This is a genomic window from Paenibacillus sp. FSL H7-0756, assembly GCF_038006765.1.
Taxonomy (GTDB): Bacteria; Bacillota; Bacilli; order Paenibacillales; family Paenibacillaceae; genus Paenibacillus_AQ.
In genome coordinates this window covers 1,325,201-1,352,084 of the sequence record NZ_JBBOVT010000002.1, presented here as the reverse complement: position 1 = coordinate 1,352,084, position 26,884 = coordinate 1,325,201, and the positions used below count along the sequence as shown (strand labels likewise).

Below are 26,884 nucleotides of genomic sequence, written 5' to 3'. Positions count from 1 at the left end.
TGTTCTACACGTGAACTATAAGGACAGAAGGAGGAACCGGCTTTGAGAAAAGATGCAGAGCAATGGATTAACCGCTACGTAGAGGCTTATATGGTCGTTACCAGGCAGATCAACTCGCGGCTCCGGGATATTTTTGGAGAAGGCCTGACCTCGGATCAATTCCGCATTCTCAGGCTGATTGGCGGGCAGGAGAAGTGCACCTCCACCTATCTGGCTGAGGCTGTTGCGGTCGGCAAAAGCTCGATTACGGCCATCATCAACCGGCTGGATGAAGCGGGCATGATTCAGCGGACCCGGGATGAGAATGACCGCAGGCAGGTGTACCTGACGATGACGGAGCGCGGGAAGGATGTGTATGAGACCTCTCAGAAGCAGATGAATGAGCTGATCTCCCCGTATCTGTTCCATTTCGATGATAAGGATATTGAGCATTTTGTTGTGATGTTTGAGAAGCTGGCATTTCTGATGCAGGATACAGGGGGGAAAAGCAATTGAGAACGATTTTGAAGGCAAGATGGGCAGTTATCGCGGTATGGCTGGCGGTGGCGGCAGTGTTATTCCTCACGGCTCCCGGCATGTCGGATCTGGTGCGCGAGAAGGGTCAGATCGCTGTCCCGGCCGGCTATACCTCATCGCGGGCTGCGGAGATTATGAAGGAGGTCGCTGCGGCCAAGGACGGGGAGACGGTGCATCAAGTGGCCCTGGTGTTCCATAAGCCGGAGGGGCTGACGGCCGCAGACACCGAGAGTATTAAGCAGGGTGTGGAGAAGCTGGCCGGGAACAAGGATTCCCTGAAGCTTGGTGCGATTACTGATCCTTTCTCCCAACCTGAGCTGAAGGATACGTTAATTGCCGGGGACGGTAAGACGATTATGGTGGCATTGTCGGTGCAAGGCGGAGAAGCGGCGGTCAAGGAGCTGCCGGGTAAGGCTGCTGAACTGCTAAGTAACGTCACGGCGGAGCATTATATGACCAGCGAAGGGCTGATTACGGAGGATACGATTGCCAGCTCGGAAGCCGGTCTGAAAAAGTCGGAATATATCACAGTCGTGTTTATTCTGCTGATTCTGTTCGTGGTGTTCCGTTCGTTCGTGGCTCCGTTCGTACCGCTGCTGACGGTGGGGCTGAGTTATATCGTGTCCCAGTCGATTGTTGCGTTCCTGGTGGACCGCTTTGACTTTCCGCTGTCGACGTTCACTCAGATCTTCATGGTCGCTGTCATGTTCGGGATCGGGACCGATTACTGTATCCTGCTGATCAGCCGGTTCAAGGAGGAGCTTGCTCATTCGGAGGATACACACAGCGCGATCATCGCCACTTACCGGAAGGCCGGTGGAACGGTGTTCTATTCAGGGCTGGCCGTCTTCGTCGGCTTCGTGGCGATCGGCTTGTCCAAGTTCATGCTCTACCGTTCGGCTGTGGCGGTGGCGGTCGGCATAGCGGTGATGCTGCTTGCACTGGTGACGGTCGTGCCGTTCTTCATGGCGGTTCTGGGTCCTAAGCTGTTCTGGCCCTCCCGCGGCAAGCTGGAGCACAGTGAGAGCCGGATCTGGGGAGCGGCCGGTTCGTTCTCGCTGAAGAGACCCTGGGCTGCGCTGCTGATCGTTGCTGCGGTTGTGGCACCGTTCCTGCTTACCTACAGCGGGAAGCTGAGCTTCAACAGCATGGATGAGATCGGGCCTAACTACGCCTCGGTCAAAGGGTTCAATATTATATCCGAGAGCTTCGGTCCGGGTGAATCCATGCCGGGCAAGATTGTCATCAAGAATGACGACCGGATGGACACTGCTGAATATATGGGACTTGCCGAGAAAATCAGCCGCGAGCTGGAAAAGGTGGATGGCGTTAAGGCTGTGCGCAGCATGTCCCGGCCTACTGGGGAGCAGATTAATGACTTCCTGATTCCTACTCAGGTGGCTACGCTGGCGGATGGTCTGGATCAGAGCAGTGAAGGGTTAACCAAGATCCAGAGCGGGCTGAGCGAAGCAAGCAAGCAGCTGAAGGACAATGGGCCTAAGCTTGCCGAGGCCGCCTCGGGCAGCGCGAAGCTGACAGAAGGAACGGCTGAGCTGAAAAAAGGCATTGACGCGCTGGGCGCTGGCCTAACGCGGATCGAGGAGGGTATCCGCAGCGGCGGGGCCGGAGCGGGAGAGATCAAAGCCGGCCTGGCGCAGGCAGCAGGCAGTGCGAAGCAACTGGCACAGGCCAATGCCGCGCTGCTCGAAGGGTACAAGAAGATCGGCGGCGGCCTGACAGCGCTGAACGGGGGCCTTACCGGTCTGCAGAAACAGCTTCAAGGCGTGGCGGATGCGCTTAATGGTCTGGGAGCCTCATTCACCGGACTGGAAGCCGCCTATCCGGAGCTGCTCCAGGATGTGAATTACCAGACGATTAAAGGTACAGTCACGCAGAGCGGTACAGGAGTTGCGGGCCTGGCCGGAGGACTGGGCCAGATCTCGGCCCAGCTGAGCGGTGCGGCGGCCGGATTGACGGAGGCCAATGCCGGATATTCCAAAGCGGCAGCAGGGCAGGCTGCGCTGGCGAAGGGGCTGGATCAACTGGTAGCCGGTATCGGCAAGCTGCAGTCCGGGCTGAAGCAGGCGGCAGACGGCCAAGGGCAGATTGTCGGCAAGCTTCCGGCGATCACCACCGGGCTTACACAGCTTCAAGGCGGACAGAAGCAGCTTGCCGACGGGTTCGGTGAGCTTACAGGCCAGCTTGGCCAGCTGACGGACGGACTGACCCAAAGTGCGGATGGTCTGGGACAAATCACAGGAGGCTTAAGCTCGGCGCAGGATTATCTCAAGCAGATTCAGGATGCCAAGGATGATGAGCTGAGCGGGTTCCTGGTTCCGGCAGAGGCGCTCAAGGCCAAGGGGATGCAGCAGGTATTCGATACCTATCTGTCCGGGGATCGCAAGGTAATGACCCTGGATGTGGTTTTCGCCGGGAATCCATACAGCGCGAAGGCTATTGACAGCGTCGGACAAATTCAGGCTGCGGTTGACCGTGCCGTGGCCGGCACCAAGCTGGAGAATGCGGAGACAGCCATGAGCGGCGTGACCAGCACCTACAATGATTTGCAGACCATCTCTAACGAAGATTACACGCGTACGGTCATTCTGATGCTAAGCGGTATTTTCATCATCCTGGTGGTGCTGTTCCGCTCGATGATTATGCCGCTGTACATCATTGCCTCATTGTTAATCACTTACTTTACGGCACTGGGCATCACGGAAGCGATCTTCGTGCACCTGCTGAACTATTCGGGAATCACCTGGACGACGCCATTCTTCAGCTTTGTCATGCTGATTGCCCTCGGGGTGGACTACAGTATCTTCCTGATGGACCGCTTCAATGAGAACAAAACCTGGGATGTGCGGGAAGCCATTCTCCACGCCATGCGCAATATGGGAACTGTAATTCTCTCTGCCGTTGTGATTCTGGGCGGCACCTTCGCCTCGATGTACCCTTCAGGGGTGCTGTCGATGATGCAAATTGCCACGGTTGTATTGTCCGGTCTGGCGCTGTATGCCCTGGTATTCCTGCCGTTCTTCGTGCCGGTGATGGTGCGCATGTTCGGCCGGGCCAACTGGTGGCCGTTCCGTCCGGCGGCTACGGACGAACACCCGAAATCACTGGATATGTAACGTTCTTCACTACAAGTGATGAAACAATAAAGAGCAGGCTTCCCGGTTATATGGGGCCTGCTCTTTGGCTGTTTACGCAGAAAACATAAAAAATCACCGTGCCGATGTAACCTTATCGGCTTGTACATCATCTAAAGAGTATATGAAAGAAAGCACTGAATGGGGATGCGGCAGCTTCCCGTTAGAAGGGGGACTATCATATTTGAACACGGGACAAGAGGATCTGGTCAGGCGTGCCCAGGCGGGTGACAGCGAGGTCTTCATCCAACTGGTGAAGAGTCTGGAGAGGCGGATGTACAGTATGGCCAAGTCCATGGTCAGGAGTGACGAGGATTGTGCAGATGCGATGCAAGAGACCGTGCTGAAAGCTTTTAAAGCCATCTCTGGACTGAAAGAAGCGGCTTATTTCAACACATGGCTGTTTCGTATTCTGATCAACGAATGCAACTTGATTCTGCGCAAACGGGAGAGGGTAGTCGTCATGCCTAATCCGCCGGAGAGCGTACAAGCCATATCTTCGTCCGCAGAAGAGATGGATCTTCGTCAGGCCATTGGCAGTCTTGAAGAGATATCAAGAACCATTGTTAAGCTGCATTATTATCAGGGGTTAACCGTGCCAGAGATTGCCGGGCTGCTTGAGCTGTCAGAGAGCGCCGTCAAGACCAGGCTGCACCGCGCCCGTAAGACGTTACAGCAATCCCTGGAGCAACCTGTAGAAAGGAAGGTGAACGGATGAGCCAGCAGCGGTTGGAGAGCAGGCTGGCAGACCTTCAGGAAGAGACTCTTCCTGAACTGCCGGAGCTTGTGCATCTGCGTATGGAGGAGACTTACCGGATCATCAGTGAAAAGGATGAGGCTGGCTTGGAGGCGGCTTCAGAGCATCAGGAGACGCTCAGACGTAAAAGAATGCCCCGGTGGCTGTCCCGGGTGATGATCAGTGCAGCATCTGTGGCCGGAGGGCTGGTGCTCCTGATTAGCCTGGGATTCATCTCCCCGGCCATGGCAGAGACCTTGAAGCAGTTGCCGTTCATGTCAAGCGTATTCCAGCTTGCAGGAGATGCCGGGTTGCGGAAAGCCAATGAAGCAGGGTTAACCACAAATGTTGAGCAGACCGTTACTCTGGATGGAATGACTCTCAGGGTGTCTGAACAAATGTATGACGGAAGCCGCTTCTCGGTGGTGCTGACCCGTGTTGAGGCTAAGGAGGATCAAAAAAAGGAGGGCTGGTGGAATTTATTGACCCAAGGGGGACAGCCAGCGGGAGGAATAAATAATATCGAGTTTTACGTGAACGGGAAGAAGGTCAATACCGGATTCGGTTTTGCCCAGGGAGGTGCCGGCGCACCTGACTCTATCATTGTTTCAGCACTGGATGGACCGAATTTACAAATCCCTGATCAATTTGATCTCACCATGCTGGTCCTTATTAATGGGATGGATGAGAGGTTTCGCTTTGAGTTTCCCGTTAGCAAGAATACTCTGGGCGACCTTGTTCTTGGACCGGGGGAGTTCAAGGTACATGATCATATCCATCTCCGTTATACACGGCTGGAGCTGAGCCAGACATCGACTCGTCTGCTGACCGAAATTAAGGGAGACCCCGGCGCGGATCTCAAGGCTATTGAGGAAGCAATTCCAGATAAATATAAGGATGCGGGGACTTTTATGATCTGGTTTGAGCTGTGGGATGATCATGGGCAAAAGGCTGTTGTGATTAGTGGCAGCGGCAGCGGTAAAGGGGATACGTTCTCATACAGTATGGTCTTTGAACCTTTTGAGAATAGGCCGGAGAGTGTAATTATTAAGTCTTTCGTTATATCAAAGGACGGGGGGAAGCAGTATATTCCCGAACTTGAGATGTCCGTCCCTATACAATAAAACAAACAACCTCCAGGGTCTGCAATGTGCAGTAGCCGGAGGTTGTTTGCTGTCAAAAGGCTATATGCTTATAATCTGCCGCTCACCGCAGCTTCGCGAAATAACTGCGCAGCGCCCAGCCGCGTTCCTGACGCTTCTTATACTTAGGCAGAGAGCGGTAGACAGCCAGCGATTCGTTAAAAGCAAGCTTGGCGTCCTCAGTCCGCCCCAGCGTTTTGAACATCGAGCCAGCCAGATAATAGGCTTCGCTGGAGGAGGATTGAATCTCCTGGAATTGGCTTACATAATGCAGCGCTTTGTCCTGGTCCACATGCCGGAAAATCTCGGCCAGACGCAGGTAAGGCTGCCCGTATTGCGCCCGGCGGTTGATGTCCAGCCCCTTAAGCATCTGCGCTTCGCCTTCGGAAAGCTGTCCCAGCTTGAGGTTGGCGTACCCAAGCTCCACCCAGTATTCAGCGGATGTCTCATAACGGTCAGCGATGGCGGTCAGCAACTCCTTGGCCTCGCTGTAGCGTTTGCGTTCAATTAGCAGCCGGGCCAGATCGAATTTGGCGGTTACATCGTTCGGGTTCTGGGCGATAGTCAGCCGCAGCTTAGACATCTGACGGCTGCGGCGGAATGGCTTGGATAAGCTGGGCAGAATGCCGACATAACGGCGGTCCAGGAAATACAGGACGGCCAGCAGGATAATCAGGGCCAGAATCGGATTACCGAGCAGCCGGTAGAGGAGCAGGAAACCTAGAATTTTAATCATGGATATGAATTCCCTCCGTTACGTGTGTGGTTCGATTGCGCTTCCTGCAAGTTGGATATGAATAGGCAGGGTAATTATACCATATCATCCTTTTTTGAAGCCACGCTAAAAAGAGTCACGGTGCGCTTGTTCGTTAGACCGGTACGATCGGTGGGAGTCTTGCTTCCGCCCTGCACAGCTGTAATTGACAGCCTGCCTTAGAAGTCATAAGCTTTGTGTACAGTTAAATTGTTTCATGGCTATATTAGCTCTTACAGAAAGAAGGATGAAACATGGACACATTGGCAAGCAAGGTCCAGCTGCGTCCGCTGGGACGCTCTGAGCTGTCCGTATCACCACTTGGTCTGGGCTGCTGGCAGTTCAGCCGGGGCAGCGGAATCGTAGGCCGCTACTGGAGCAACATTACAGATGAGGATATTCTGGAGATTGTGCGGGTCAGCCTGGAAGGCGGCATGAACTGGGTGGATACGGCAGAAATCTATGGCGGCGGCAAATCTGAGCAGGCGCTGGCTCATGTGCTGGATCAGCTGCAGAAGGAGGGCAGTCCCCATGCGGCTCCGCTGATTGCGACCAAATGGTGGCCGATGCTGCGGACGGCAGGCTCCATTACCTCGACGATCGACCAGCGCATTGCCTGTCTGGGCGGTAGAGGAATTGATCTCTATCAAATCCATCAGCCGTTCTCGTTATCCTCCATTGCCAGTGAGATGAAAGCAATGGCAGGATTGGTGAAGGCCGGTAAAATCCGTTATGTCGGAGTGAGCAATTATTCCGCCAAGCAGATGACAGAAGCGCACCGGCTGCTGAAGACTTACGGTCTGTCGCTCGTATCCAATCAGGTCAAATACAATCTGCTGCACCGGAGTATCGACCAGAATGGTCTCATGGCGGCTGCCAAGGAGCTGGGGATCTCGATTATCGCGTATTCTCCGCTTCAGCAGGGCATCCTGACCGGCCGCTTCCATAATGATCCTTCACAGGTGGCTGCCGTCTCGCGTCCCCGGCGGATGATGTCCGGCCTGGACGACAAGAGCTTGGCCCGCAGTAAGCCGCTAATCACTTCGCTGACTGCACTGGCTGACAAATACGGGGTTACTCCCGGACAGATCGCGCTGAACTGGCTGATTCATTATCATGGCGACACTGTAGTTGCCATTCCGGGCGCATCCAAGGCCCGCCATGCCCGGGAGAATGTCGGCGCCATGAGCTTCCGGTTGGAGCCGGAGGAGCTGGAGCTGCTGAACGAGGCTTCCTGGGCAGCCCTGAAGTAGTAGCCTGGAAGAAATCCATAAGTCTGGTGGTGAACACAAATGAATGATAAGCATTGGCTCGTGGTACAGTATCCCTTGAAGAGCGCCAAGGGAAGCAAGCGTGATGAATGGCTTAGAGACAAAGTAACCGAATACTTGAATCTGTTCCTGGCGGATGCCGAACTTGGTTATGTGGATGGCTTTGATATGGGCAAGAGTATGGCTGACCCGGCCAAATATGTGCTTAATCTATTCTGCGTAGTGACAGATGAAGCCCGCGGAATTGCTCTGGTCAAGAGAGTCTTAAAAGATCACAGGCTGGACTATACCCGGATCACCATCGCCACGATGCCTTTTGAGGGCGGAGGAACGTATATGCTGAAGTATGCCGCCAAGAAAGGCGTGACTGATTTTTCGATATAAGTCTTTCTTAAAAATATAAGAAATTATATGTTTCACACGATAACTTGTCCTTCTATTTCTCGCTGAAACGGTACCGTCCTTACAAAGGACGGCAAAGCCGTTTCCACTTGTATCAATCAGGGGTTGTGTATCACGTAACGTGATACAGTACGATTGGTGTAAGAGGTGATAGAAATGAACAATATTATAAGAATGCTATCCGTGAACCAAGAATTCAGAATGGCTGTTGCGGATACCCGTCAGATAGCTGCAAAAGCATTAAATGCGTTTACCGGGACAGCCGGCATGCGCAGCCTTTTGCAGGAGATCATAACGAATGGTGTATTATTATCTTCCATTAATGATGCTCCTCCTAAAATAAGCTTTTCTTTTCGTCTTTCTCAAGGCGTCTCAATTTTTTGCCAGATCTCTGATGCGAAGTTTACTATGGAGTATAGTGCAGAAATGAATAAATTTGACGGGGCAGCCGCTGATCTATTTGACGATAAATCTGTGCTGTCGGTAACAACAGGGAATTGGGAGACGGGGATACACACTAGTACAGTTGAGGCGCATATGGATAGCGTTGTTATGCTGTTTTCTCACTTTACAGTACAGAGCGAGCAGCTTCCAAGTCATATTATACTCGGTGAGGACAATGCTTCCAGGGGGATTTTGATGCAGCCCTTACCCTTCGCAGATAACGAATTGATGGGAAAGGCTGCTTATGAAGTGGTATATCAAGCTAAGGAATTGGGAGAACTGCCTTGGGGGCAGGTTCCCGGGAAGTTGTCCTGTTTAGCAAAGGTAATCTCAGAAAATACGATAGAGTAGAGTGTATGACTATGGAAAAATACATTAAAACCAAAGAATTTGCAGAGCTGACTGGGGTCAGTGTGCGTACTTTGCAGTACTATGATGACATAAAAGTTCTCACTCCGGCCTATGTCAATGAGCAGGGGCACCGCTTTTATGACTCAGATTCCTTCTCCAGCATGTTTGTTATTCTTTCACTTAAAAATATGGGGATGACGCTCAGCGATATTCAGCAATATCTCAACAATGACAGCTTTGACGTCAGGCTCTTTATCCGTGAGGAAAAAGAAAGGACTCAGACAGCGCTATCGGATCTGCAGCTTCGATTCATGCGTCTATCCGCTCTTGAGGAGAAGGTTAGTAAGGAGCAGGACGTAACCCCGTATATTCTTCCGCTTTTTTCACCGCTGCCGGATACAGGCGATCTTCCAAAAGGCAAACCGGCTTCCTTTAACCTTAAGCTTTGGAATACCTTCATCAAGGAATTGGATTTCTGTGCGGAACACCGCTTGTCTGCAAAAGATGATAGAGCGGAAAAATGTGTTCAATACTGGAAAAAGAATATTCTTGAGGCAAATCAGGTGCCGGAGGATACGGTAAAGAAATCAGAGGAATATTACCAGCAGAATCCGGCGAATACTTTCGGGATCACGCAGGAAAATTACCGCTATTTAGTCCAGTTGATTGATGAGTATGATGCCGGCTTGTAAGCCATAACAAAGAGCAACGATTCTCCATGAGGGGAGAACCGCTTGCTCTTTTTATTTGGATAAATGTATAGCATCATTACCAATAATTCAGATAAAACTGTTTAGGACTGGAAAGAGCGGTTTAAATAAGGGATAAGAAACTTCGCACTCACGCAAATTCAGGGTGAAGATTATGGAAGGAGGTTGAACTTCAATGAGTATGAGCGTACATAACCTTATGGCTTTTAATCATCAGTTTTTTAGACCTCAGCCCGTTCTAAGTCCGAAAGTGCAGAGACAGGAAGATAAGGTCCAGAGCTTTCAGGAAGTCCTGAATGAGAAGCTGCGCAGCCATGGCGATATGAAGAAATAAGCAATAGAGCCGCAGAACCATTTTTACACAGAAGACCTTGCAGCAAATCATAGAGCCTTCAGCAAAAACAGCAAAAAGGTGCCTCCCGGAACTCGGAAGGCACCTTTTTGCTGCGCACTGGATATGGGAGCACCAGCATCATCCTGCTGATTAACGTTTGCTTCGCACCCGCTTTGATTTGCGAAGCTTCGGTTCGGCGCCTGGCGCCTGCCGCATGATCCATTTCAGATAAGCGGCAATCTGCGGGTCGCTCCGCAGGCTGTCCAGTGTTGTAAGGCCAAGAACAACGAGATCGCTGTTGGTATACAGGGCATGAATCTGCCGGTGGCAAGCCTTGCACAGAAGGGCAGTCGGGAGCAGGCTGCCGCCTTTCTCACGGGGAATCAAATGATGAACGGTAGTTGCAAGAGGAGAACGGCCGCACAGCTCACACGTGTCCAAGGCCCGGGCAGTCATCCTTTAAGGCCGGACTTCGAAGAATTCACAGCGGCTGCGCGAATAATAGGTTAGATCACTGACCCGCGACTGGATCACAACATCCGAATCCGTGAACCGCACTATAGTTGCGCCGGAATTCACCAGATGGTCATCCTGGAAGACGCGGACGGGCAGCTTGCGGTCTATCGCTTCCTGCAGATCCTGGTCAGTGAGTAGTGGTCGGTTGATGGGCATGGAATAAATCTCCTTTAGATAGGGATAACTGCTGCTTCAGCAAATACGATCAGTATACCCGTCTGTCCGCCAGAAATCCACTTAACACTTACTTGGTCTGTTCCTTCACTTTATAAGTACAGGAGGACGGGGTTCCTTGAATGTCATATCGAAGGGTTAGAACGTCATCCTTCCTTTCGGCCTCGACAGAGAACGCAGGAGCTTCCGGGTTGGTCAACTGCACCTCAAGGGACTGATTTTTGCCGGTTGAATAATTTCCGTAAGACATCTGTACAACGTTCCCGTTAGTCTCTTCTATAGAGACAGCTCCTCCAGAAGTAGCAGGGGTTGCTACAAAACGGACTGTCGTATAACAGCCTGTGTCTCCGGAAGACAAGGCCCACTTGCCTTCGATGTCTGCTGCGATGCCTGAGCGTTTCGTGTAGCCATACCAGCCCAGCGCCGCAATCAGCACGATGAGCACGGGAACTATAATTGTCAATTTCTTCATCGCGGAAGCTCCTTTCCTGGTAACTAATACATTATTTACCCGCTGGAAATGGAAGCTAAGCTACTGCGCGGGGGGCAATCAGAATAATTTCCACCATAAATCAGCAATATGCCTCCTCAAAAAAAACAGTGGCCTACGGTACACTAAATCTTGTAAAAGAAACCTTTGAGAGGGGTACAGAGGAATGAAAAAAACAAAGAACCTGGCGCTGGCGCTGGTCTCCATCATGCTCATGAGCTCACTTGCGGCATGCGGAGGAAGTAACAACGGCGGCAACAAGTCTGCGGAAGGAAATACGGGTAACAACGCGTCAAGCACAGCAGCACCCGCAGGTGAAGGAGACAAGGCAGAGAAGGTGGAGCTGTCGTTCTGGACGCTGGGCAATGTGAACTACGAAGAGCTGGCGGCTGCCTACACCAAGGAACACCCTAACGTAACCATTAAAATTCAGAATACCGGTGACCAGACGGCCCACCACAACAATCTGACCACGGCACTCTCGGCGGGTTCGGGCGCACCTGACATTTTCCAGCTTGAGATCGGTTTCATGGAACGCTTCCTGGGAGCCCAGGACAAATTTTACAACCTGAATGACCTCGGAGCGAAAGACATCCAGGCCAACTATCTCGACTGGAAATGGAAGCAGGCTTCCTCCATCGACGGCAGCTTCCAGCTCGGACTTCCGACAGATATCGGCCCGACGGTAGTCTATTACCGTACTGACCTGGCTGAAGCAGCCGGACTGCCAAGTGATCCTGAAGGCTTCGGTGCAGCCATTGATACATGGGACAAATTCGCCACTGTAGCAAAAGCGTTCAAAGACAAGACGGGCAAGTATTTCTCCGACCTGACCGATCTGACGTACAATGCGCTTCGTGACCAGTCGGCGGACGAGATCTATTTCAGCAAAGCAGACGGCAGCTTCATCGGCGATACCAATCCGCAAGTGAAGAAGGCATATGACTTTACCGTTAAGGGTATTCAAGAAGGCTGGATCAGCAATGTTATGCTCTGGTCGCCTGAATGGGGTCAAGGCATGAACGATGGATCGTTCGCCGTAGTGATGGGCCCGGCCTGGATGGCCGGTAATATCAAGAGCAACGCGCCGGACTCCTCCGGCAAATGGAAAATTGCCCAGCTTCCTGAGGGCGCCGGTAACTGGGGCGGTTCATTCATCACGCTGCCGAAGGAAGGCAAGCACTCCAAGGAAGCTTATGATTTCATCCAGTGGCTCGTGAACAAGGATAACCAGCTGGAATCCTTCAAGACCAAAGGCCTGATGCCTTCTATTCCTGCCCTGTACGAAGATCCTGCGTTCGTAGATTTCAAGGATGACTTCTTCGGCGGACAGCAGACGGCGGTAGAATTTGGCAAAGCGGCTAACCGCGTGAAGCCGGTATACTACGGACCGCTGCATGACCAGACCGATACCTTCTTCAAGAATGCACTGAAGAACGTGCTGGAGAAGAAAGCCGATCCGGCCAAAGAGTGGGACGATGCTGTGAAACAGGCAAAAACGCTTGCAGAACGCGGCTAACCTGTAAGTAGCGGGGAACTGGCTTCCCCAACTGTCCGGATTCATGGGGGATTCCCTCTATGAATCCGGATTTAGATATGAATTCCCTGGAGGTGTGACATGGCAGAGCCCGTAATTACAAGTCCGCATGCCGAGAGCAAACGTCCTTTCTTCACTGAACAAAGACGGAGCCGCTTCACTGCGTATACTTTCATTTCACCGTTCTTTATTCTGTTCTCGATATTCGGACTATATCCAATCTTCTTCACATTCTATTTATCGTTCTTCAAGTGGGATGCCTTGGGTCCAATGAAATACGTGGGCTTCAAAAACTTCGAGCTGATCACCACGGACCCGACCTTCTGGATCTCCTTCAGTAACACGCTGATTATGGGGCTTATGGGTACTGTGCCGCAGGTCATGCTGGCGCTGCTTCTGGCGGTGCTGCTGCATTCGGGGATGACCCGGTTCAAGAAGACCTTCCGCATTCTCTACTTCATGCCGAATATCACTTCGATCGTGGCGGTTACGCTGGTCTTCAGTACGCTGTTCGGCAATAACGGGATGATCAACTGGCTGCTTAACGGAATCGGGTTAGAGAGCATGGCCTTTAACTCCGGCTGGTGGGGGGTCAAAATTGCCATCTCCACCATGGTTATGTGGCGCTGGACGGGCTACAATGCCATCCTGTTCCTCTCGGGACTGCAGAGTATTCCAATGGATCTGTACGAATCTGCCAAAATCGACGGGGCCAACCGCAGACAGCAGCTGTTCTTCATTACACTGCCGCTGCTTAAGCCGTTCATTATCTTCGTATCTCTGCAATCCACTATTGGTGCGCTGCAGCTTTTCACAGAGCCTTATGTCTTCCTCGGCCAATCCGGCACCGGATCTACCCGGCAGGAAGGGATTACGATGGTTACTTATTTGTACAGTGAGGCCTTCCGTAACGGCTTCTTCGGCACAGCGGCGGCTACAGCGGTTCTGCTGTTCCTCGTTACGATCCTGTTCTCTGTCCTCAATATGCTGATCTCCAGAGGCGGCGGCAGACAGACTGGAGGGAAAAAAGCGTGAGTACATTGCGTATGTTCAGAAAAAAGCCGGATGATCCCGGATTCTTCGGTAAGCTGGGCTTCTATTTTCTGCTGATTCTCGGGGCGCTGGTCTCCATCTTCCCGTTCTATTGGATGTTTGTGGTAGGGACCAATGACAAGGGAGCCGTGTTCCACGTACCGCCGCTGCTCACCATCGGAGACCAGTTCTTTGAGAACTTCAAGCGGGTGCTGGACAAATCGGACTTCTTCCAGGCGCTCGGCAACTCGCTGTTCGTCTCGTCCATGGTGACCATTTCGGTCGTGTTCTTCTGTACACTGGCCGGGTATGCTTTTGCCAAATATGAATTCCCTGGTAAAAACATGCTGTTCGTCTTCGTTATCGCCACCCTGATCGTTCCGCAGCAGCTCGGCGTATTGCCAACCTATGTCATTATGGCCAAGCTTCACTGGATCGACAGCTTCAAGGCGCTGATAGTTCCCGCTATGGTCAATGCCTTCGGAATCTTTTGGATGCGGCAGTACATCTCCTCGGCCGTGCCTACCGAACTGATCGAAGCCGGGCGTATTGACGGGGGAGGCCACTTCCGGATTTTCTGGAGGATTGCCGTTCCGGTCATTACACCGGCGATGGCTACCTTGGGTATTCTGAATTTCATGACGGTATGGAATGATTTCTTCTGGCCGCTGGTCGTCTTGAAGAACAAGGAGCATTTCACGATTCAGATTGCATTGCAGCAGCTGTTCACTACACGTGACGGTCTTGATTACGGGATGATTATGTCCGCTACCTTCACGGCCACGCTGCCGCTGCTGGTTGTCTTCCTCTTATTCAGTCGCTGGGTGATTGCCGGACTGACTTCAGGCGCCATCAAGAGTTAACCGTCTTTCTATCGGATAAGTAAGAGGATTTACAGAATGCTTTGAAGAATAATACATGGACATAGACCGCAGGAGGAAGGGACCCGTCATGAAGCTCCGCCGCAAAATCTTGTTCGCTATTATTCTTCTTGTATTCATTCCCGTGATTGTTATGGGGATTGTTACGTATGTGAATTATTCGAACGCCATGGAGAAGAAATCAAGCAATTTCTACTGGATCTCCCTGCTGGAGACGGACCGCAAGCTGAAGTTCGCCCTCAGTGAGATTTCATCGATCACCAATTCAGCGATCACACAGCCTGCGATTCAGCAGTCGCTGAAGCAGCAGAATTTCGTCCTTACCTATGACCGCAAGCAGGAAATCAACAACCTGCTGATCAACCATCCGATGATCACCTCGTTCAGCCTGTACGGCAAAGACCGGCTGCTGTACCAATACAATGCGCCGATGTCTTTTGCAGATATGCACAAGCAGGTCTGGTTCGGAGCTATGGAGGCTGCCGAAGGGCGTCCTGTCTGGTCCGGTCCCGGAGAGAACGGTTCGGCCAGCGGCGATAAGCCGGTGCTGGTCCATGCCAGAGTGATTAAGGACTATTATTCGCTGGAGGATATCGGCTATCTGGTTGTATATGTGAAGCCGGATCTGCTCGATCAGATTTTCTGGGAGGCTGCCACCCTGAAGAAAGGGGATATTCTGCTGGTCAACAAGCAGGGCAATATCGTCTTTAACAAGTCCGGGGAGCATATCGGGGAACGGACGGATTTTCCTTTTTTACAGGAGAATTATAACCAGGATCAGGATTATTACATTGACAATTATCAAGGGGAGCGGTCACTGATCACTTTCCTGCCTTCACATAACGCGGACTGGTATCTGGCGGCCATTACGCCGATGAACCTGATCTCCTCCGAATCGGACTCCATCCGCAATATTGCGATTATTCTCGGCATGGTATCGCTGCTGTCGGCCTTCCTGTTCGACCGTTATTTCATCCGCAGGCTGGTCCGCAGCATTAACAGTGCCGTGAACGGGATGAAGCGGGTCAAGCAGGGGATCTTCACCCCGATTCCGGTACCGCTGCGGGCCAATGATGAGAGCGATTCCCTGATTGACGGCTTCAACCGGATGAGCTCGCAGATCAATGAGCTGATTGACCAGGTCCAGACCGAACAGGGACGGAAAAAGGAAGCGGAGATGCAGGCGCTGATGGCCCAGATCAACCCGCATTTTATCTATAATTCACTGGAATCGATTAACTCCATGGCGGTGCTGGCAGGCAACCGGGATATCAGCAAAATGGTCATCTCACTCGGCCGGCTGCTGCGGATCAGCATCAGTCAGAATCAGGACCTGATCCCGCTGCAGATGGAGTTCGAGCATGTCCGCCATTACCTGGATATCCAGAAATTCCGGTTCGAGGATAAGTTCTCCTATGAGCTGGAGCTGCCCGAGCCGCTGAAATATGTGATGACCCAGAAGCTCATTGTTCAGCCGATAGTGGAGAATGCCTTGTATCATGCCATTGAGCAGATGGAGGAGCACGGGACGATTACGGTTACCGCTCAAGAGAACGGCAAGGATATTATCATTATTGTGAAGGATAACGGCCCCGGGTTCGATCTTGAGGTGCTGATGAGCCAGTGGAACAAGGAACGGAGCAATCCGAAGAAATACAGCGACAGCGGGGTTGGGCTGAAAAATGTGCATGAGCGCCTGAACATCCGGTTCGGCAATCCCTATGGTATTCTGGTCTGTTCCTCACCGGGCTTCGGATCAGCCATCTGCATCCGGATTCCGAGGATACAGCCGACATGAGGGGGAGAAGCCAAATGAAGGATCAGCGGCATGTGCTTAGATGGTTGACCAACTGGGGATGGATTCTCCTCTATATTGTGCTGATGTCCGGCGCCGTATGGTTCATTATGCAGGAGGACCGGGAGCAGATTGAGGATACCTCGCCCGAGAAAATCACACTGACCTTCCGGCACTTTTGGATCAAGGAGCATGACCGGCCGCTTCTGGCGATCTTCGAGGAGGTTGTGCGAAGCTACCAGGAGAGCCATCCGAATGTGAAGGTGAACTTCGAGGGGCTGGATCAGAATATCCACCGCGAGCAGAAGCTGAAGAGTGAGATGGTAACCGGCACAGCGCCCGATATGTTCGTTCTGTTCGGCGGGGCGGAGATTGAGCCATATGTGCGTTCAGCCCGGCTGATGGATCTGACCGATTTCACAGCTGAGAACGGTCTCAGCAACCAGTTCAAGGATCTGCATCTCTGGACATTCAACAACCATATCTACGGATTGCCGATTGAGGGCAATGCAGAACCGCTCTACTATAATAAAAAAATTTTCACCAAGCTAGGCATTAATACTCCGAATACGCTGGCCGAGCTGGATACGGTGATGGCGAAGCTGAAGGCAGCGGGCTATATCCCGTTTGCCCTGGGGAACGAAGACCGCTGGCCTGCGGGGATATTCGCCCATTATCTGATGGACCGCTACGCCGGAGCTGACCTGATTCAGAAGCTGGTAACGGGCGAGGACATGTCGAGCTTCCAGAACAGCGGCTACCTGGAAGCGTTCCGGCACCTGAACAGATGGGTGGAGGCAGGCTATTTCAGTGAAGACTCTAACGATACCTCCACTGAGGGGGCGGTCCGTCTGTTTACTGAAGGCAGGGCAGCCATGTACCTGAACGGCAACTGGGATATCAATTTATTCTCGGGAGACAATGCACCGGACGATTTCCAGAGCCGGGTTGGAGTCATTCCCTTCCCGGCGCGGGAGGCCGGGTCAGAGCCGTCCATCGCCGGAGGGTATACGATTGGCATCGGGCTGTCTTCAAGCCTCACCGGAGCGAAGCGGACAGCGGCCCTGGAATTGATGAAGGGCTTCTATACGAAAGAGATTCAGACACGGATTGTCTATGAGGGGCTCCGGATTCCGTCGATGCGGATCGCGTTTGACCCGGAGAAGACCGGGCCGGTCTTCGCCCAGGTGATGGATATGATGGAGGAGAATCAGCAGAGCTTCGTCCCGTATGACAATCTGTTATCGCCTGAAGTGAAGAAGACCTTCCTCAGTGTCATTGAAGAGATGATTGACGGAGGGCTGCAGGCGGAGCAGGCTTTGCAGCAGCTGCAGGATGCATCCAAGCAGTATTGGAATCTGATCCGGAGTTCATCGGGTCAATAAGCCTGGGGGGTGTAACAGATGAAGGAACAGCAGGAGAAATATAAGGTCCTGCTCGTTGATGATGAGCCAATTATACTTCGCAGCCTGAAGGTTGCGATTCCATGGGATGAGCTGGGCCTGAGCATTGTGGGGGAAGCGAAGAACGGCGAGGCCGCCTTGCAGCAGATTCAGCAGACCGCCCCGCATATCATTATCAGCGACATCCGGATGCCGGTGATTGACGGGATCACGCTGATGAAGGAGGTGCTGCCGCGCAGCGCCAAGCTGATCTTTATCTTCATCAGCGGCTACGGGGAGTTCGAATATGCCAGGGAAGCTCTGCGGCTGGGGGCCTTTGATTATTTGCTGAAGCCGATCGACCATGACGAGCTGGTGGAGATGCTTAAGCGGGCCAGGGAGCGCCTGGACCGCCAGAAGGAGAACGAGCAGCTGATGCTCTCGGTGCAGACCTTGTCGCTGCTGGCCCGCGAACGCATGCTGGCCGAATTCACGCTGGGCAATCCGCGGCCGCTCCAGCACCTCAAATGGCTGGAGAACAGTGAGCTGGAGGGCGAATACTTCATGGCGGTGGTCCGTCTGGATGACTACGCCGCGCTGACGGCGAAATGGAGCGCCGAGGAGAAGCGTCTGTGGCTGTTTGCCGTGCGCAATATCCTGGAGGAGTGGTCGCTTACGAACGGGGCATTGTCCATCTTCCCGTTCTATAACGGGGAATGGATTCTGCTCTTCCCGGCGAGCCTGAATGACAGCAAGCAGGAACTCGGAGAGCAGCTCATAGCCGGGATCAAGCGCTATTCCAAGCTGAACTGCTCTGTCGGCATCAGCAGAAGCACCAGCGGGATTGATCAGCTTAGCACGGTATACCCGTTAGCCTCCCAGGCGCTGTACCAGCGCTTCTATTCCGGCCAAGCCGGAGTCTTCCTGGAAGAGGAGACAGCAGCGGCGGGCAACCGCGAGGTGCAGTATCCGAAGGAGCTGGAGCTGTCGCTGATTGAGAGCATCCGCACGTTGAATCTTACGCGGATGCTGGCTCTTTTTGACGAGATGTCCCTCTTCATTGAAGCCCAGAGTCTGCCCCAGCCGCTGGCGGAGCGTCTGATGATTGAGATGAGTGTGGTGCTGTACCGGCAGTTCGCACATCTGAATACCCATAATGACTGGTCCATCGAAGGGCTGCTCAGCAAGCTGAACGGACTCGGCACACTGCCTGCCATGATGGATGTTCTGAAGACCACCTTTGGCGACTGGCTGGAGCAGAGTCATAAGACCGCAGCCCGGGAGGACGGCCGGAGCATCATTGAGAAGGTCCAGCGTTACATTGAATCCAATTACCACAAGGATCTCAGCATCGAGGAGGTATCCGAGGTGGCCGATCTCAGCATCAGCCATTTCTGCACCCTGTTCAAGCAAATCTCCGGCTACACGTTCCTCGAATTCGTTACCCACTGCCGGATGGAGAACGCCAAATACATTCTGCGCAGCAGCAATGTGAAGGTCTATCAGGTCGCGCCGCTGGTCGGCTATCAGGACCCGAGATACTTCACTCAGGTATTCAAAAAAGCGACCGGCAAGACCCCCACGGAGTACCGTGAGGAGCATGTGAAGCAGGCTTAGCACGGGTGAGGGTACAGATATATACATAGACAGAAGATACTTAACGTGTAAAGCGAAACCTGTGTAAGCACCTAAGGAGACTTAGGTGCTTTTTTGTCGTTTGCTGGAAGGGATAAATCCATTTGAATGCGCCGGAAACGGGCGATACGGGGGAAATGAAAGGGATAAATCCCTTTGAATACGCCGAAAGTAGGCGATAGGGAGAAATGAAAGTGATAAATCCCTTTGAGTACTCTGAAAGTAGGCGATAGGGAGAAATGAAAGGGACAAATCCCTTTGAGTACGCCGGAAGTAGCGGTATGGGGAAATGAAAGGGTTTGTCCCAAACGCTCTTGTCCCCAGATTTTATTTTTCTCTTTAGCGGTGAAAATCCGGAGACCAAGGCGACCTCCATCACTTTTAGGCGGGGAGTTCCGTCCGCTCCGCTGGTTCGCCGGTCTTGCCGCCGGACTGTCCAGCCGCTGGGCGTCTTCATCATTATGGAGAATCTGGGCAGAGACAAAAGCTTCCTGCAGTGGGTGATGATGGCGAATGGAGCGGCGATGCTGATGGGCGGAATGTTTATTATGAGTAAAGGCAAAACTATGAAGCCGCAGACAATGTTATCCCTAGGCCTGCTGATTAGTGCGGCCGCAACGGTAGGAATAGGCTGGTCGCATCATACAGTGCTGACGCTGGCGCTCCAGACAGTTAGCGGCTTCTTTTACCCTTGTATTCATATCGGTATCAATACTCTGTTGCTCCGTCATAAAGACACTGCTTATATGGGCAGGGTGGGCGGCATTATGGGGCCGATGTTCATGGCTTCATGGTGATCGGAATGTCTGTAGCTGGCTATGCAAAAGGTATACTCTCCTTATCCGCAGTCTTCACCGTTAGCGGCGTACTGTTCCTGATTGCGGTGCTGATTCTGCTGCCGCTGCTCGGAACGAAGGAGGGGGGCAGACAAGCCATTCAGAGCAGACTATGACATTTGTCATACATCAGAGTTGATATATATGACTTACGGGGATGACACTGTCTTCTTTATACTGGAAATATAAGAAGTGTCCTTGAATGGATGCATCCGAGGAGGAACTGATCCCGATGACCAACAACCAGATACCCCAGCTCTCTACATTGAAGAAAAGCGTAGCCCCTTACGAGAAAACAGACCGCAACACGAGTATAAAACAGCTCATGAATACGCTTGGGCCGCTGGTGCTGCTCTGGGCAGCCGCCTACTTCAGCTTATCCGTGTCCTACTGGCTGACGCTGCTGTTTGCGGTTCCGGCTGCCGGATTTGTCATCCGCACCTTTATTATTTTTCATGACTGCTGCCACGGGTCGTTCTTCAAGAACCGTAAGGCCAATGATATTGTCGGCACCATCACCGGTGTCCTTACCCTGGTCCCTTACCGCCAGTGGAAGCACAGTCATTCGATTCATCATGCCGGAAGCAGCAATCTTGACAAAAGAGGCATTGGGGATATCTGGATCATGACGGTGGAAGAATATATGGCTGCCAAGCCGCTCCAGCAGCTCTATTACCGGATCTACCGCAACCCGCTGGTAATGTTCGTCATCGGACCGATTGCTGTATTCCTTATCCAGTACCGGTTCAATGCTAAAGGGGCAAGACGCAAGGAGCGCATGAATACGTACCTGACCAATGTGTCCATTGCGGCTTTATATACTGGAATTATTCTGCTCATAGGCTGGCAGGCGTTCCTGCTGGTACAGCTGCCGATTGTGTTCGTGTCCGGTTTCCTCGGCATCTGGCTGTTCTATGTACAGCACCAGTTTGAACATACCTATTTCGAGCATGATGAAGAGTGGAGCTATGTGAACGCCGCTGTAGAAGGAAGCTCTTACTATAAGCTGCCGAAGGTACTGCAATGGATTACAGGAAATATCGGGTTCCACCATGTGCATCACTTGAGCCCGAAGGTGCCGAATTATAATCTGGAATTGGCTCACAATGCCAGCCCGCCTTTGCAAAAGGCAACCACCATTACACTCAGCACGAGTCTCGAAGCACTGAAATACCGTCTGTGGGATGAAGAGCATAAGGTCTTCGTCAGCTTCAAGCAGTTGAAGCAGCGCTTGCGGAAGAGTGAGCCTGCCGTGAAAGAAGGGCTGAAGGTAATCAAACCGGGATTCCAGAGCGAATAGAAGAGGGAACATGCAGAAAGACAGATCCGGGGAGCAAGAGGCCGGGTCTGGTCTTTCTTTTTAGAATATACACAGGTTGTTTAGAAGGAAGTTGCCGGTCGGATACTGGTTTATGTTAAAATGGGGGTATAAACTTGCTGGCAAAAAGGATGGCTAACATGCAGAAGTGGCATCATATTTTTCATAAAAGTACGGGACTAAGCCCTTATGTATGGGTTATTTTTTACATTCTTCCCTTCTATTTCATCTTCCGTTCCTCTACGGCGGACCGCTGGGTGTATGGCATCCTGATGATTATGGTCTTCTTCGCCTGCTATGTGCTGTCGTTCAAGTCGAGGGGTTGGGTGGTCTATTTCTGGACGAGTGTGCAGATGGTGGTCTCGATTACGATGACGCTGCTGTTCGGGTATATGTACTTTGCGCTGTTTCTGGCTTTTTTTATCGGGAATATCCAGAAAAGAGCAGCCTTTTTCACCCTCTATCCGATCCACTTGCTCACTACGATTGTAGCGATTAACTATGAGCTGATTATGCGCAATCCCGTCTTCCTCTCGCAGCTGCCGTTTGTACTGGTCAGTATCATTGCGGTGGTGCTGCTCCCGGTCACAACGTATAACCGCAACAGGCAGGATAAGCTGCAGGGGCAGCTGGAGGATGCCAACAAACGGATCTCCGAGCTGGGCATTATGGAGGAGCGTCAGCGGATCTCACGGGATCTGCATGATACGCTGGGGCAACGTCTGTCATTGATCGGACTGAAGAGCGACCTGGCCGGTAAACTGATCACCAAGAATCCCGCGCAGGCCATGATCGAAATTAACGATGTGCGCATGACGGCCCGCAGTGCACTGAAGGAAGTCCGGGAGATGATCACGCAGATGCGGGGCATCCGGCTGGAAGACGAGCTGGTGCGCATCCGCCAGCTTCTCCAGGCCGCTGAGATTGATTATGTGCTGGAAGGCAACACCGATTTGACCCAGACCTCGCTGATTACCGAGAACGTGCTGAGCATGTGTATGAAGGAGGCGGTAACCAATGTGGTCAAGCACAGCGGCGCCACACTATGCCGGATTCAGATCGAATCCTCGCGGACGGAACTGGTCATCAAAGTGAAGGACAACGGCGGAGGGATTGAGGGGACCAAGCTGTACCACAAGGGACATGGCCTGCAGGGAATGAGGGAGCGGCTTGAGTTCGTCAACGGTTCGATGGAAGTGATCCAGGATGAAGGAACTACGCTAGTGATTAAGGTGCCTAATGCGGCTCAGCAGCCGGATATGGAGGTGAACGCGCAATGATATCAATCGTGATAGCTGAAGACCAGCGCATGCTGCTGGGGGCGCTATCGGCTCTCCTGGATCTGGAGGAAGACATGCAGGTAGTCGGTAAAGCGGGCAACGGGGAAGAAGCGGTGAAGCTGGTGAAGCAGCTGCAGCCGGATATCTGTATTATGGATATTGAAATGCCGGCGATGACAGGCCTGGAGGCGGCAGAAGCGTTGAAGGGGGAAGGCTGCAAAATCATGATTCTGACCACCTTTGCCCGGGCAGGTTATTTCGAGCGTGCGGTCAAGGCGGGAGTGGACGCCTATCTGCTTAAGGACAGTCCGAGCGAAGAGCTTGCGCTGTCGATCCGCAGTGTCATGGACGGCAAGCGCATGTACGCGCCGGAGCTGATGGATGAGGCGTACGGGAAGGAAGCGAATCCGCTGACCGAGCGGGAGAAGGAAGTGCTGGGGCTGATCGCGGACGGCAAGAATACGAAGGAGATCGCCAGCCAGCTCTATATCACCACCGGAACGGTCCGCAACTACATCTCGGTCATTCTGGACAAGCTGGATGTGGGCAACCGGATCGAGGCGATTACACGCTTCAAGGAAAAAGGCTGGTTCAAATAAAATATCCCTATCGGGGAAGTATGAACGGCGGCTGTCTCTAGGAGGGCTGGCCGTTTTTTTTGTTCAAATATAAGGTTACATAAACCGCTTAGAACGAGGTTTGACAGGACTGGAATCTAGGACCTACCACCCATTTTTCATCTGAAAGCGGTTACTCTATTGGATCGGACGCCAAGATTTGCTAAAATAAATGCAAACATATGATCCTATTTGTAGTCGTTTCATGTGAAGTTGGGTAATAAATACTTGTGCCCTGTATGCACGTCTATTCATTCTGCTTACATCCTAATTCAGCCGGGAGGAATCTAATTTGCCAGAGCTAACATCCACGTATGTCGATTCACTTGCACCCAATGCTGCTGCGATCAAGAACGGCCAGGGACTGGTCCGCAAAAAGAGTTTTGTGGAGCTCCATCAGTCGGAGAACGGAGAGCTATTATTCGGAAAATGTGCCGGAAGCGGCAAAACGCCCTATGAGTGTTCAGTGGACTTCATCGTATCAGACAGCCCGGTTTTCCGCTGCAGCTGCCCCAGCCGCCAATTCCCCTGTAAGCATGCACTAGGTCTGCTGTATGCCTATACCGAAGGCCAGACGTTCACACCTGCTCCGGTTCCCGAAGACATCGCATCGAAGCGTGAGAAGGCCGAGAAGCGGGAAGAGAACAAGGCCAAGCAGGCGGCTGAAGGGACAGATCCCAAGCCGAAGAAGGTTAACAAATCCGCCCTGAAGAAAAAAATTAACGCACAGCTCGAAGGGCTTGAACTGCTGGAGAAGCTGGTGCTATCCTTTGTACGCAGCGGCCTGTCCACGATTGACAAGTCTGCGGCCAAGACGGTTCAGGGGCATGTGAAGCAGCTCGGGAACTATTATCTGTCCGGTGCGCAGATTGAGCTGCGCCGCTTCGCGAATCTGATGTTCAGCGGCAAGGATCAGGAGCAGAACTATACATATGCGGTGGAGCAGCTGACACGGCTACACGCATTTATCAAGAAGGGCCGGGCGTATCTGCAGGCCCGGAGCGAGGACCCGGAGCTGGCGCTCGATCACGAATCCACTATTGATGAATGGCTGGGCCATGCCTGGCAGCTTAGCGAGCTGAAGGAATACGGGCTGGTGAAGGAGGGGGCGGAGCTGCTGCAGTTATCCTTCTACAGCTACAACGATGCTGCCCGCCAAGAGTTCGTAGACCTTGGCTTTTGGCTGGATCTCACTGCGGAAGGCGGGGAGATCCGCCGGACCTTTAACTACCGCCCATACAAGGCGGCGAAGCTGATGCGTGAGGAAGACAGCTTCTTCGACATTGCTGTGGTTCCACAGCTATACACCTATCCTGGAGACATGAATGCCCGTATCCGCTACGAGTCCATGTCTTCAAGAACGGTACAAGGCTCAGATCTTGAGCGGGCGGCCGCCAAGGCTCACCGTTCATATTCAGAAGTCTTCAAGAAGGTGAAGAACCAGATTAAGAACCCGCTGAGCGACAAGCAGCCGGTCATGCTGCTGCATACCGCAGCTCTGGGCGTTACAGAGAACGGCCAGTATGTTATGACTGACGGGGAAGGTACAAGGCTGCTGCTGGAGGATCTTCCATCGATGCCGCAGGGCACGGTGGGCCTGCTGCCGTTCCTGCCAGCCGGCGCCCGCGAGGATTGTGCGGTTCTGGTCATGTTCGAGCATGACCTGGACCAGGGACGTCTGCGTGCCCAGCCGCTAAGTGTCATTAAGGACGAAGAGATCATTCGTCTGCTGTACTGACAGGAGGGGCGTCTATGAGCACAGCGTTGTTACAGGAGCTGCATCAGGAGTATAGGAGGTTGTATATTGCCGGAAGTGAGCTCGCAGCGGGAGATTTCCGCCTGAAACGGCTGCTTCAGCAGTTTCAGCAGTTCGGTGAGCGGTCGCCAGTCTTCAAGAGACTCGGTGAAGGAATTGCAGTGTTGCTTGAACCCGGCAGTCCTGACGGGCCTGCCCCCGGCGTTCTATTGCAGGAGCAGACTCTGCTGCTGGAATCCGTGCTGTACACCCAAGGGACAACAGCTGTGGAAGGAACCCCAGGCCCCATGCCTCTGAGGAGCTTCACGCTTCAGACTGCTCAGCCGTACCGGAAGCTGGCTCCTGTGCTGGAAGCGCTCAGCACGACGGGCAGCGGCAGATATGAGATCGTGGCCGATGCCTTCCAGAAAGGCGTCTTCGGGGATCTGCGTCTGCTGCCGCTGGCGGTCTCAGCGCTGAATGACTCTTACTCGGAGCTTGCGGATTACGTGAAGGAACATATTCTACCTTCGTATGGGCCGGAGATTAGCGGCTACCTGCTGGAGAGCTTCAATCCGGCAGGCGGTCGGAGTGAGGCCCGTAAGCTGGAGGTCATCGCCAAGGCAGGTGCCGCCGGGCATCTGGAGACGGTCTTTCAGGCTGCTGAGAGCGGCAGCGATGAGGTCAGAGTTGCTGCGATCCCTTGCCTGGCAGAGGATGAGAAATATACACCAGCCTTGCTGGAGTGGTCCGCTGACAAGAAGAAGGCGATTCGTGAAGCGGCTTATAAGGCGCTGGCAGCCGGCGGGAGTGAACAGGGAGCAGAGCGGCTCTACGAAGCTTTCTGTGGCGCAAAGGACCGTGAGATGGTTGCCGAGGTACTCGCTAACCGGCCCGCTGCCCTGGCGGTGGAGAAGCTGGCAAAGTTGTTCATGGAGAAGCTCCGCCAGGCGCCGCAGGATAACAGAGACCCGCAGCAGACGGAGGCTGCCTGGACAGAGATTAAGCAGTTCATGAGAGCGCTGCTGATGGCCCGCAGCCGCAGGCTTGATGAAATCTACAGCTATGTAATCAGCGAATATGATTGCTTCCAGTTGCTGGGATGGAAGTATCTAATCATTCAGGCAGTGCGGTACAAGGAGAGGACAGTAACAGATTCCAGCCTTAGGGAGCTGCAGGAATTGGCGGAGCGTGACTACAACTATCTGCTGTATTATTTCCAGGCCGCCCGGAAAATGATGACTCAACAGGAGCTGTATAACCAGTTCGCCGGGGGCTTGAAGCAAAGGCTGCTCTCCTTCATGAAGAAGGATGCCGCGCAGCGGGAACAGGCACTGATTGACATTCTGGACCGGGTGATTATTAATCCACGGCCACGGTACTATTACAAGGCTGAGGATACCTTTGATCGAATGAGCGCTGAGGCGATTGAAGCCGCCTGGGACCCGCGCTGGCTCGACTGGTTCATCCAGCGGGATGCACATAATCTGGTCTGCACTTTCGCCCGGCCGGGACATAAGGGGGTGCGGGAATATCTGCTGAAGAAGCTGAAGGTTCCCCCGCAACCCATAGATGACGAGGTTCTTCCTAATATTTTCATTGGACTTGAGCGTGCAGGAGTGCCCGAGGCGGAACGCCTGGAGCTGCTTATGTCTGCACTGGAGAGCGGCAGATTCGATCAGACGAAACAGTTTAGCAATTCGCTGACCCGCCTATTGGAGCGGTTGCCGGCCGTATACCGTTCCCGGCTGGAAGCTGCGGCGCCAAGGTACACGTTCGTGGCCAAGCGGCAACTGGAGCACCTGATCAGCATCATGAACTAATTATATTTACTTAGGGAGGAC

Annotated in this window: 26 protein-coding genes; 22 read left to right on the top strand and 4 right to left on the bottom strand. The window is 52.9% G+C overall.

Features of this window, described 5'->3' with window-relative positions:
• Window positions 1-42 precede the first annotated feature (42 nt).
• The 4 genes from NST04_RS22535 (at window position 43) to NST04_RS22520 (ending at window position 5,528) form a co-directional block, all read left to right on the top strand.
• Window positions 43-495, top strand: a complete 453-nt coding sequence (locus tag NST04_RS22535; RefSeq protein ID WP_341021282.1) for a MarR family winged helix-turn-helix transcriptional regulator — start codon at window positions 43-45, stop codon at window positions 493-495.
• Window positions 492-3,650, top strand: coding sequence for an MMPL family transporter (locus NST04_RS22530; RefSeq protein ID WP_341186228.1), 3,159 nt, complete (start codon window positions 492-494; stop codon window positions 3,648-3,650). Before NST04_RS22535 ends, NST04_RS22530 begins: the two co-directional genes overlap by 4 nt.
• Before the next feature lie 202 nt (window positions 3,651-3,852).
• Window positions 3,853-4,386 carry a sigma-70 family RNA polymerase sigma factor gene (locus tag NST04_RS22525; protein ID WP_341186227.1) on the top strand — a complete coding sequence of 178 codons (534 nt, stop codon included), beginning with the start codon at window positions 3,853-3,855 and terminating at the stop codon, window positions 4,384-4,386.
• Complete coding sequence (locus tag NST04_RS22520) at window positions 4,383-5,528, top strand: DUF4179 domain-containing protein (RefSeq protein ID WP_341186226.1); 1,146 nt, start codon at window positions 4,383-4,385, stop codon at window positions 5,526-5,528. The genes NST04_RS22525 and NST04_RS22520 overlap by 4 nt, the downstream gene beginning before the upstream one ends.
• Window positions 5,529-5,610: 82 nt before the next feature.
• Here NST04_RS22520 and NST04_RS22515 read toward each other — a convergent pair whose 3' ends face one another.
• Window positions 5,611-6,282: a tetratricopeptide repeat protein gene (locus NST04_RS22515; protein ID WP_341168828.1), complete on the bottom strand. Its 672-nt coding sequence runs from the start codon at window positions 6,280-6,282 to the stop codon at window positions 5,611-5,613.
• A gap of 272 nt (window positions 6,283-6,554) precedes the next feature.
• Here NST04_RS22515 and NST04_RS22510 point away from each other — a divergent pair, with 272 nt between their 5' ends.
• The 5 genes from NST04_RS22510 to NST04_RS22490 all read left to right on the top strand — a co-directional run bounded on the left by NST04_RS22510 (window position 6,555) and on the right by NST04_RS22490 (window position 9,812).
• Window positions 6,555-7,553, top strand: coding sequence for an aldo/keto reductase (locus NST04_RS22510; RefSeq protein ID WP_341021289.1), 999 nt, complete (start codon window positions 6,555-6,557; stop codon window positions 7,551-7,553).
• 39 nt (window positions 7,554-7,592) lie between these two features.
• Window positions 7,593-7,955, top strand: a complete 363-nt coding sequence (locus tag NST04_RS22505; RefSeq protein ID WP_341021291.1) for a hypothetical protein — start codon at window positions 7,593-7,595, stop codon at window positions 7,953-7,955.
• A 174-nt stretch (window positions 7,956-8,129) separates the two neighbouring features.
• Window positions 8,130-8,768, top strand: coding sequence for an Hsp33 family molecular chaperone HslO (locus NST04_RS22500; RefSeq protein ID WP_341186225.1), 639 nt, complete (start codon window positions 8,130-8,132; stop codon window positions 8,766-8,768).
• An 11-nt stretch (window positions 8,769-8,779) separates the two neighbouring features.
• On the top strand, window positions 8,780-9,460 hold the full coding sequence (locus NST04_RS22495; RefSeq protein ID WP_341186224.1) for a MerR family transcriptional regulator: 681 nt from the start codon (window positions 8,780-8,782) through the stop codon (window positions 9,458-9,460).
• 193 nt (window positions 9,461-9,653) lie between these two features.
• A complete protein-coding gene (locus NST04_RS22490) occupies window positions 9,654-9,812 on the top strand; it encodes a hypothetical protein (protein ID WP_341021297.1) in 159 nt (52 codons plus the stop codon).
• A gap of 150 nt (window positions 9,813-9,962) precedes the next feature.
• On the opposite strand, the gene NST04_RS22485 is transcribed toward NST04_RS22490, so the two are convergent.
• From NST04_RS22485 to NST04_RS22475, 3 genes are all read right to left on the bottom strand, one after another.
• On the bottom strand, window positions 9,963-10,268 hold the full coding sequence (locus NST04_RS22485; protein WP_341021298.1) for an HNH endonuclease: 306 nt from the start codon (window positions 10,266-10,268) through the stop codon (window positions 9,963-9,965).
• A 3-nt stretch (window positions 10,269-10,271) separates the two neighbouring features.
• Window positions 10,272-10,484: a hypothetical protein gene (locus NST04_RS22480; protein WP_209873220.1), complete on the bottom strand. Its 213-nt coding sequence runs from the start codon at window positions 10,482-10,484 to the stop codon at window positions 10,272-10,274.
• An 88-nt stretch (window positions 10,485-10,572) separates the two neighbouring features.
• Window positions 10,573-10,974, bottom strand: coding sequence for a hypothetical protein (locus NST04_RS22475; RefSeq protein WP_341021302.1), 402 nt, complete (start codon window positions 10,972-10,974; stop codon window positions 10,573-10,575).
• Between the two features lie 184 nt (window positions 10,975-11,158).
• Between NST04_RS22475 and NST04_RS22470 the strand changes: the two genes are divergently transcribed.
• From NST04_RS22470 to NST04_RS22410, 13 genes are all read left to right on the top strand, one after another.
• Window positions 11,159-12,511: an ABC transporter substrate-binding protein gene (locus tag NST04_RS22470; RefSeq protein WP_341186223.1), complete on the top strand. Its 1,353-nt coding sequence runs from the start codon at window positions 11,159-11,161 to the stop codon at window positions 12,509-12,511.
• 99 nt (window positions 12,512-12,610) lie between these two features.
• On the top strand, window positions 12,611-13,564 hold the full coding sequence (locus NST04_RS22465) for a carbohydrate ABC transporter permease (RefSeq protein WP_341021306.1): 954 nt from the start codon (window positions 12,611-12,613) through the stop codon (window positions 13,562-13,564).
• On the top strand, window positions 13,561-14,424 hold the full coding sequence (locus NST04_RS22460) for a carbohydrate ABC transporter permease (RefSeq protein ID WP_341021308.1): 864 nt from the start codon (window positions 13,561-13,563) through the stop codon (window positions 14,422-14,424). The genes NST04_RS22465 and NST04_RS22460 overlap by 4 nt, the downstream gene beginning before the upstream one ends.
• 88 nt (window positions 14,425-14,512) lie before the next feature.
• Window positions 14,513-16,240: a cache domain-containing sensor histidine kinase gene (locus NST04_RS22455; RefSeq protein ID WP_341186222.1), complete on the top strand. Its 1,728-nt coding sequence runs from the start codon at window positions 14,513-14,515 to the stop codon at window positions 16,238-16,240.
• Between the two features lie 14 nt (window positions 16,241-16,254).
• Window positions 16,255-17,622, top strand: a complete 1,368-nt coding sequence (locus NST04_RS22450) for an ABC transporter substrate-binding protein (RefSeq protein WP_341186221.1) — start codon at window positions 16,255-16,257, stop codon at window positions 17,620-17,622.
• Between the two features lie 18 nt (window positions 17,623-17,640).
• Window positions 17,641-19,236, top strand: coding sequence for a response regulator (locus tag NST04_RS22445; RefSeq protein ID WP_341186220.1), 1,596 nt, complete (start codon window positions 17,641-17,643; stop codon window positions 19,234-19,236).
• Between the two features lie 332 nt (window positions 19,237-19,568).
• On the top strand, window positions 19,569-20,051 hold the full coding sequence (locus tag NST04_RS22440) for a hypothetical protein (RefSeq protein ID WP_341186219.1): 483 nt from the start codon (window positions 19,569-19,571) through the stop codon (window positions 20,049-20,051).
• A complete protein-coding gene (locus NST04_RS22435; protein ID WP_341021318.1) occupies window positions 20,045-20,206 on the top strand; it encodes a hypothetical protein in 162 nt (53 codons plus the stop codon). Before NST04_RS22440 ends, NST04_RS22435 begins: the two co-directional genes overlap by 7 nt.
• A gap of 116 nt (window positions 20,207-20,322) precedes the next feature.
• Window positions 20,323-21,390 carry a fatty acid desaturase gene (locus NST04_RS22430; RefSeq protein ID WP_341023286.1) on the top strand — a complete coding sequence of 356 codons (1,068 nt, stop codon included), beginning with the start codon at window positions 20,323-20,325 and terminating at the stop codon, window positions 21,388-21,390.
• Between the two features lie 158 nt (window positions 21,391-21,548).
• The gene (locus NST04_RS22425) at window positions 21,549-22,688 is read left to right on the top strand and encodes a sensor histidine kinase (RefSeq protein WP_341021320.1); all 1,140 of its coding nucleotides are present in this window, start codon (window positions 21,549-21,551) and stop codon (window positions 22,686-22,688) included.
• The gene (locus NST04_RS22420) at window positions 22,685-23,287 is read left to right on the top strand and encodes a response regulator transcription factor (RefSeq protein ID WP_341021321.1); all 603 of its coding nucleotides are present in this window, start codon (window positions 22,685-22,687) and stop codon (window positions 23,285-23,287) included. Before NST04_RS22425 ends, NST04_RS22420 begins: the two co-directional genes overlap by 4 nt.
• Window positions 23,288-23,597: 310 nt before the next feature.
• Window positions 23,598-25,043, top strand: a complete 1,446-nt coding sequence (locus NST04_RS22415; protein WP_341186218.1) for an SWIM zinc finger family protein — start codon at window positions 23,598-23,600, stop codon at window positions 25,041-25,043.
• Window positions 25,044-25,057: 14 nt separating this feature from the next.
• On the top strand, window positions 25,058-26,863 hold the full coding sequence (locus NST04_RS22410; RefSeq protein WP_341186217.1) for a HEAT repeat domain-containing protein: 1,806 nt from the start codon (window positions 25,058-25,060) through the stop codon (window positions 26,861-26,863).
• The last annotated feature ends 21 nt before the right edge of the window (window positions 26,864-26,884 follow it).

Coding starts and splice junctions, on each gene's coding strand:
- NST04_RS22490 (WP_341021297.1), top strand. CDS start 9,654: ATGAGTATGAGCGTACATAACCTTATGGCTTTTAATCATCAGTTTTTT.
- NST04_RS22430 (WP_341023286.1), top strand. CDS start 20,323: ATGACCAACAACCAGATACCCCAGCTCTCTACATTGAAGAAAAGCGTA.
- NST04_RS22470 (WP_341186223.1), top strand. CDS start 11,159: ATGAAAAAAACAAAGAACCTGGCGCTGGCGCTGGTCTCCATCATGCTC.
- NST04_RS22465 (WP_341021306.1), top strand. CDS start 12,611: ATGGCAGAGCCCGTAATTACAAGTCCGCATGCCGAGAGCAAACGTCCT.
- NST04_RS22495 (WP_341186224.1), top strand. CDS start 8,780: ATGGAAAAATACATTAAAACCAAAGAATTTGCAGAGCTGACTGGGGTC.
- NST04_RS22410 (WP_341186217.1), top strand. CDS start 25,058: ATGAGCACAGCGTTGTTACAGGAGCTGCATCAGGAGTATAGGAGGTTG.
- NST04_RS22505 (WP_341021291.1), top strand. CDS start 7,593: ATGAATGATAAGCATTGGCTCGTGGTACAGTATCCCTTGAAGAGCGCC.
- NST04_RS22450 (WP_341186221.1), top strand. CDS start 16,255: ATGAAGGATCAGCGGCATGTGCTTAGATGGTTGACCAACTGGGGATGG.
- NST04_RS22455 (WP_341186222.1), top strand. CDS start 14,513: ATGAAGCTCCGCCGCAAAATCTTGTTCGCTATTATTCTTCTTGTATTC.
- NST04_RS22435 (WP_341021318.1), top strand. CDS start 20,045: ATGGTGATCGGAATGTCTGTAGCTGGCTATGCAAAAGGTATACTCTCC.
- NST04_RS22425 (WP_341021320.1), top strand. CDS start 21,549: ATGCAGAAGTGGCATCATATTTTTCATAAAAGTACGGGACTAAGCCCT.
- NST04_RS22520 (WP_341186226.1), top strand. CDS start 4,383: ATGAGCCAGCAGCGGTTGGAGAGCAGGCTGGCAGACCTTCAGGAAGAG.
- NST04_RS22445 (WP_341186220.1), top strand. CDS start 17,641: ATGAAGGAACAGCAGGAGAAATATAAGGTCCTGCTCGTTGATGATGAG.
- NST04_RS22480 (WP_209873220.1), bottom strand. CDS start 10,484: ATGCCCATCAACCGACCACTACTCACTGACCAGGATCTGCAGGAAGCG.
- NST04_RS22500 (WP_341186225.1), top strand. CDS start 8,130: ATGAACAATATTATAAGAATGCTATCCGTGAACCAAGAATTCAGAATG.
- NST04_RS22420 (WP_341021321.1), top strand. CDS start 22,685: ATGATATCAATCGTGATAGCTGAAGACCAGCGCATGCTGCTGGGGGCG.
- NST04_RS22475 (WP_341021302.1), bottom strand. CDS start 10,974: ATGAAGAAATTGACAATTATAGTTCCCGTGCTCATCGTGCTGATTGCG.
- NST04_RS22510 (WP_341021289.1), top strand. CDS start 6,555: ATGGACACATTGGCAAGCAAGGTCCAGCTGCGTCCGCTGGGACGCTCT.
- NST04_RS22515 (WP_341168828.1), bottom strand. CDS start 6,282: ATGATTAAAATTCTAGGTTTCCTGCTCCTCTACCGGCTGCTCGGTAAT.
- NST04_RS22485 (WP_341021298.1), bottom strand. CDS start 10,268: ATGACTGCCCGGGCCTTGGACACGTGTGAGCTGTGCGGCCGTTCTCCT.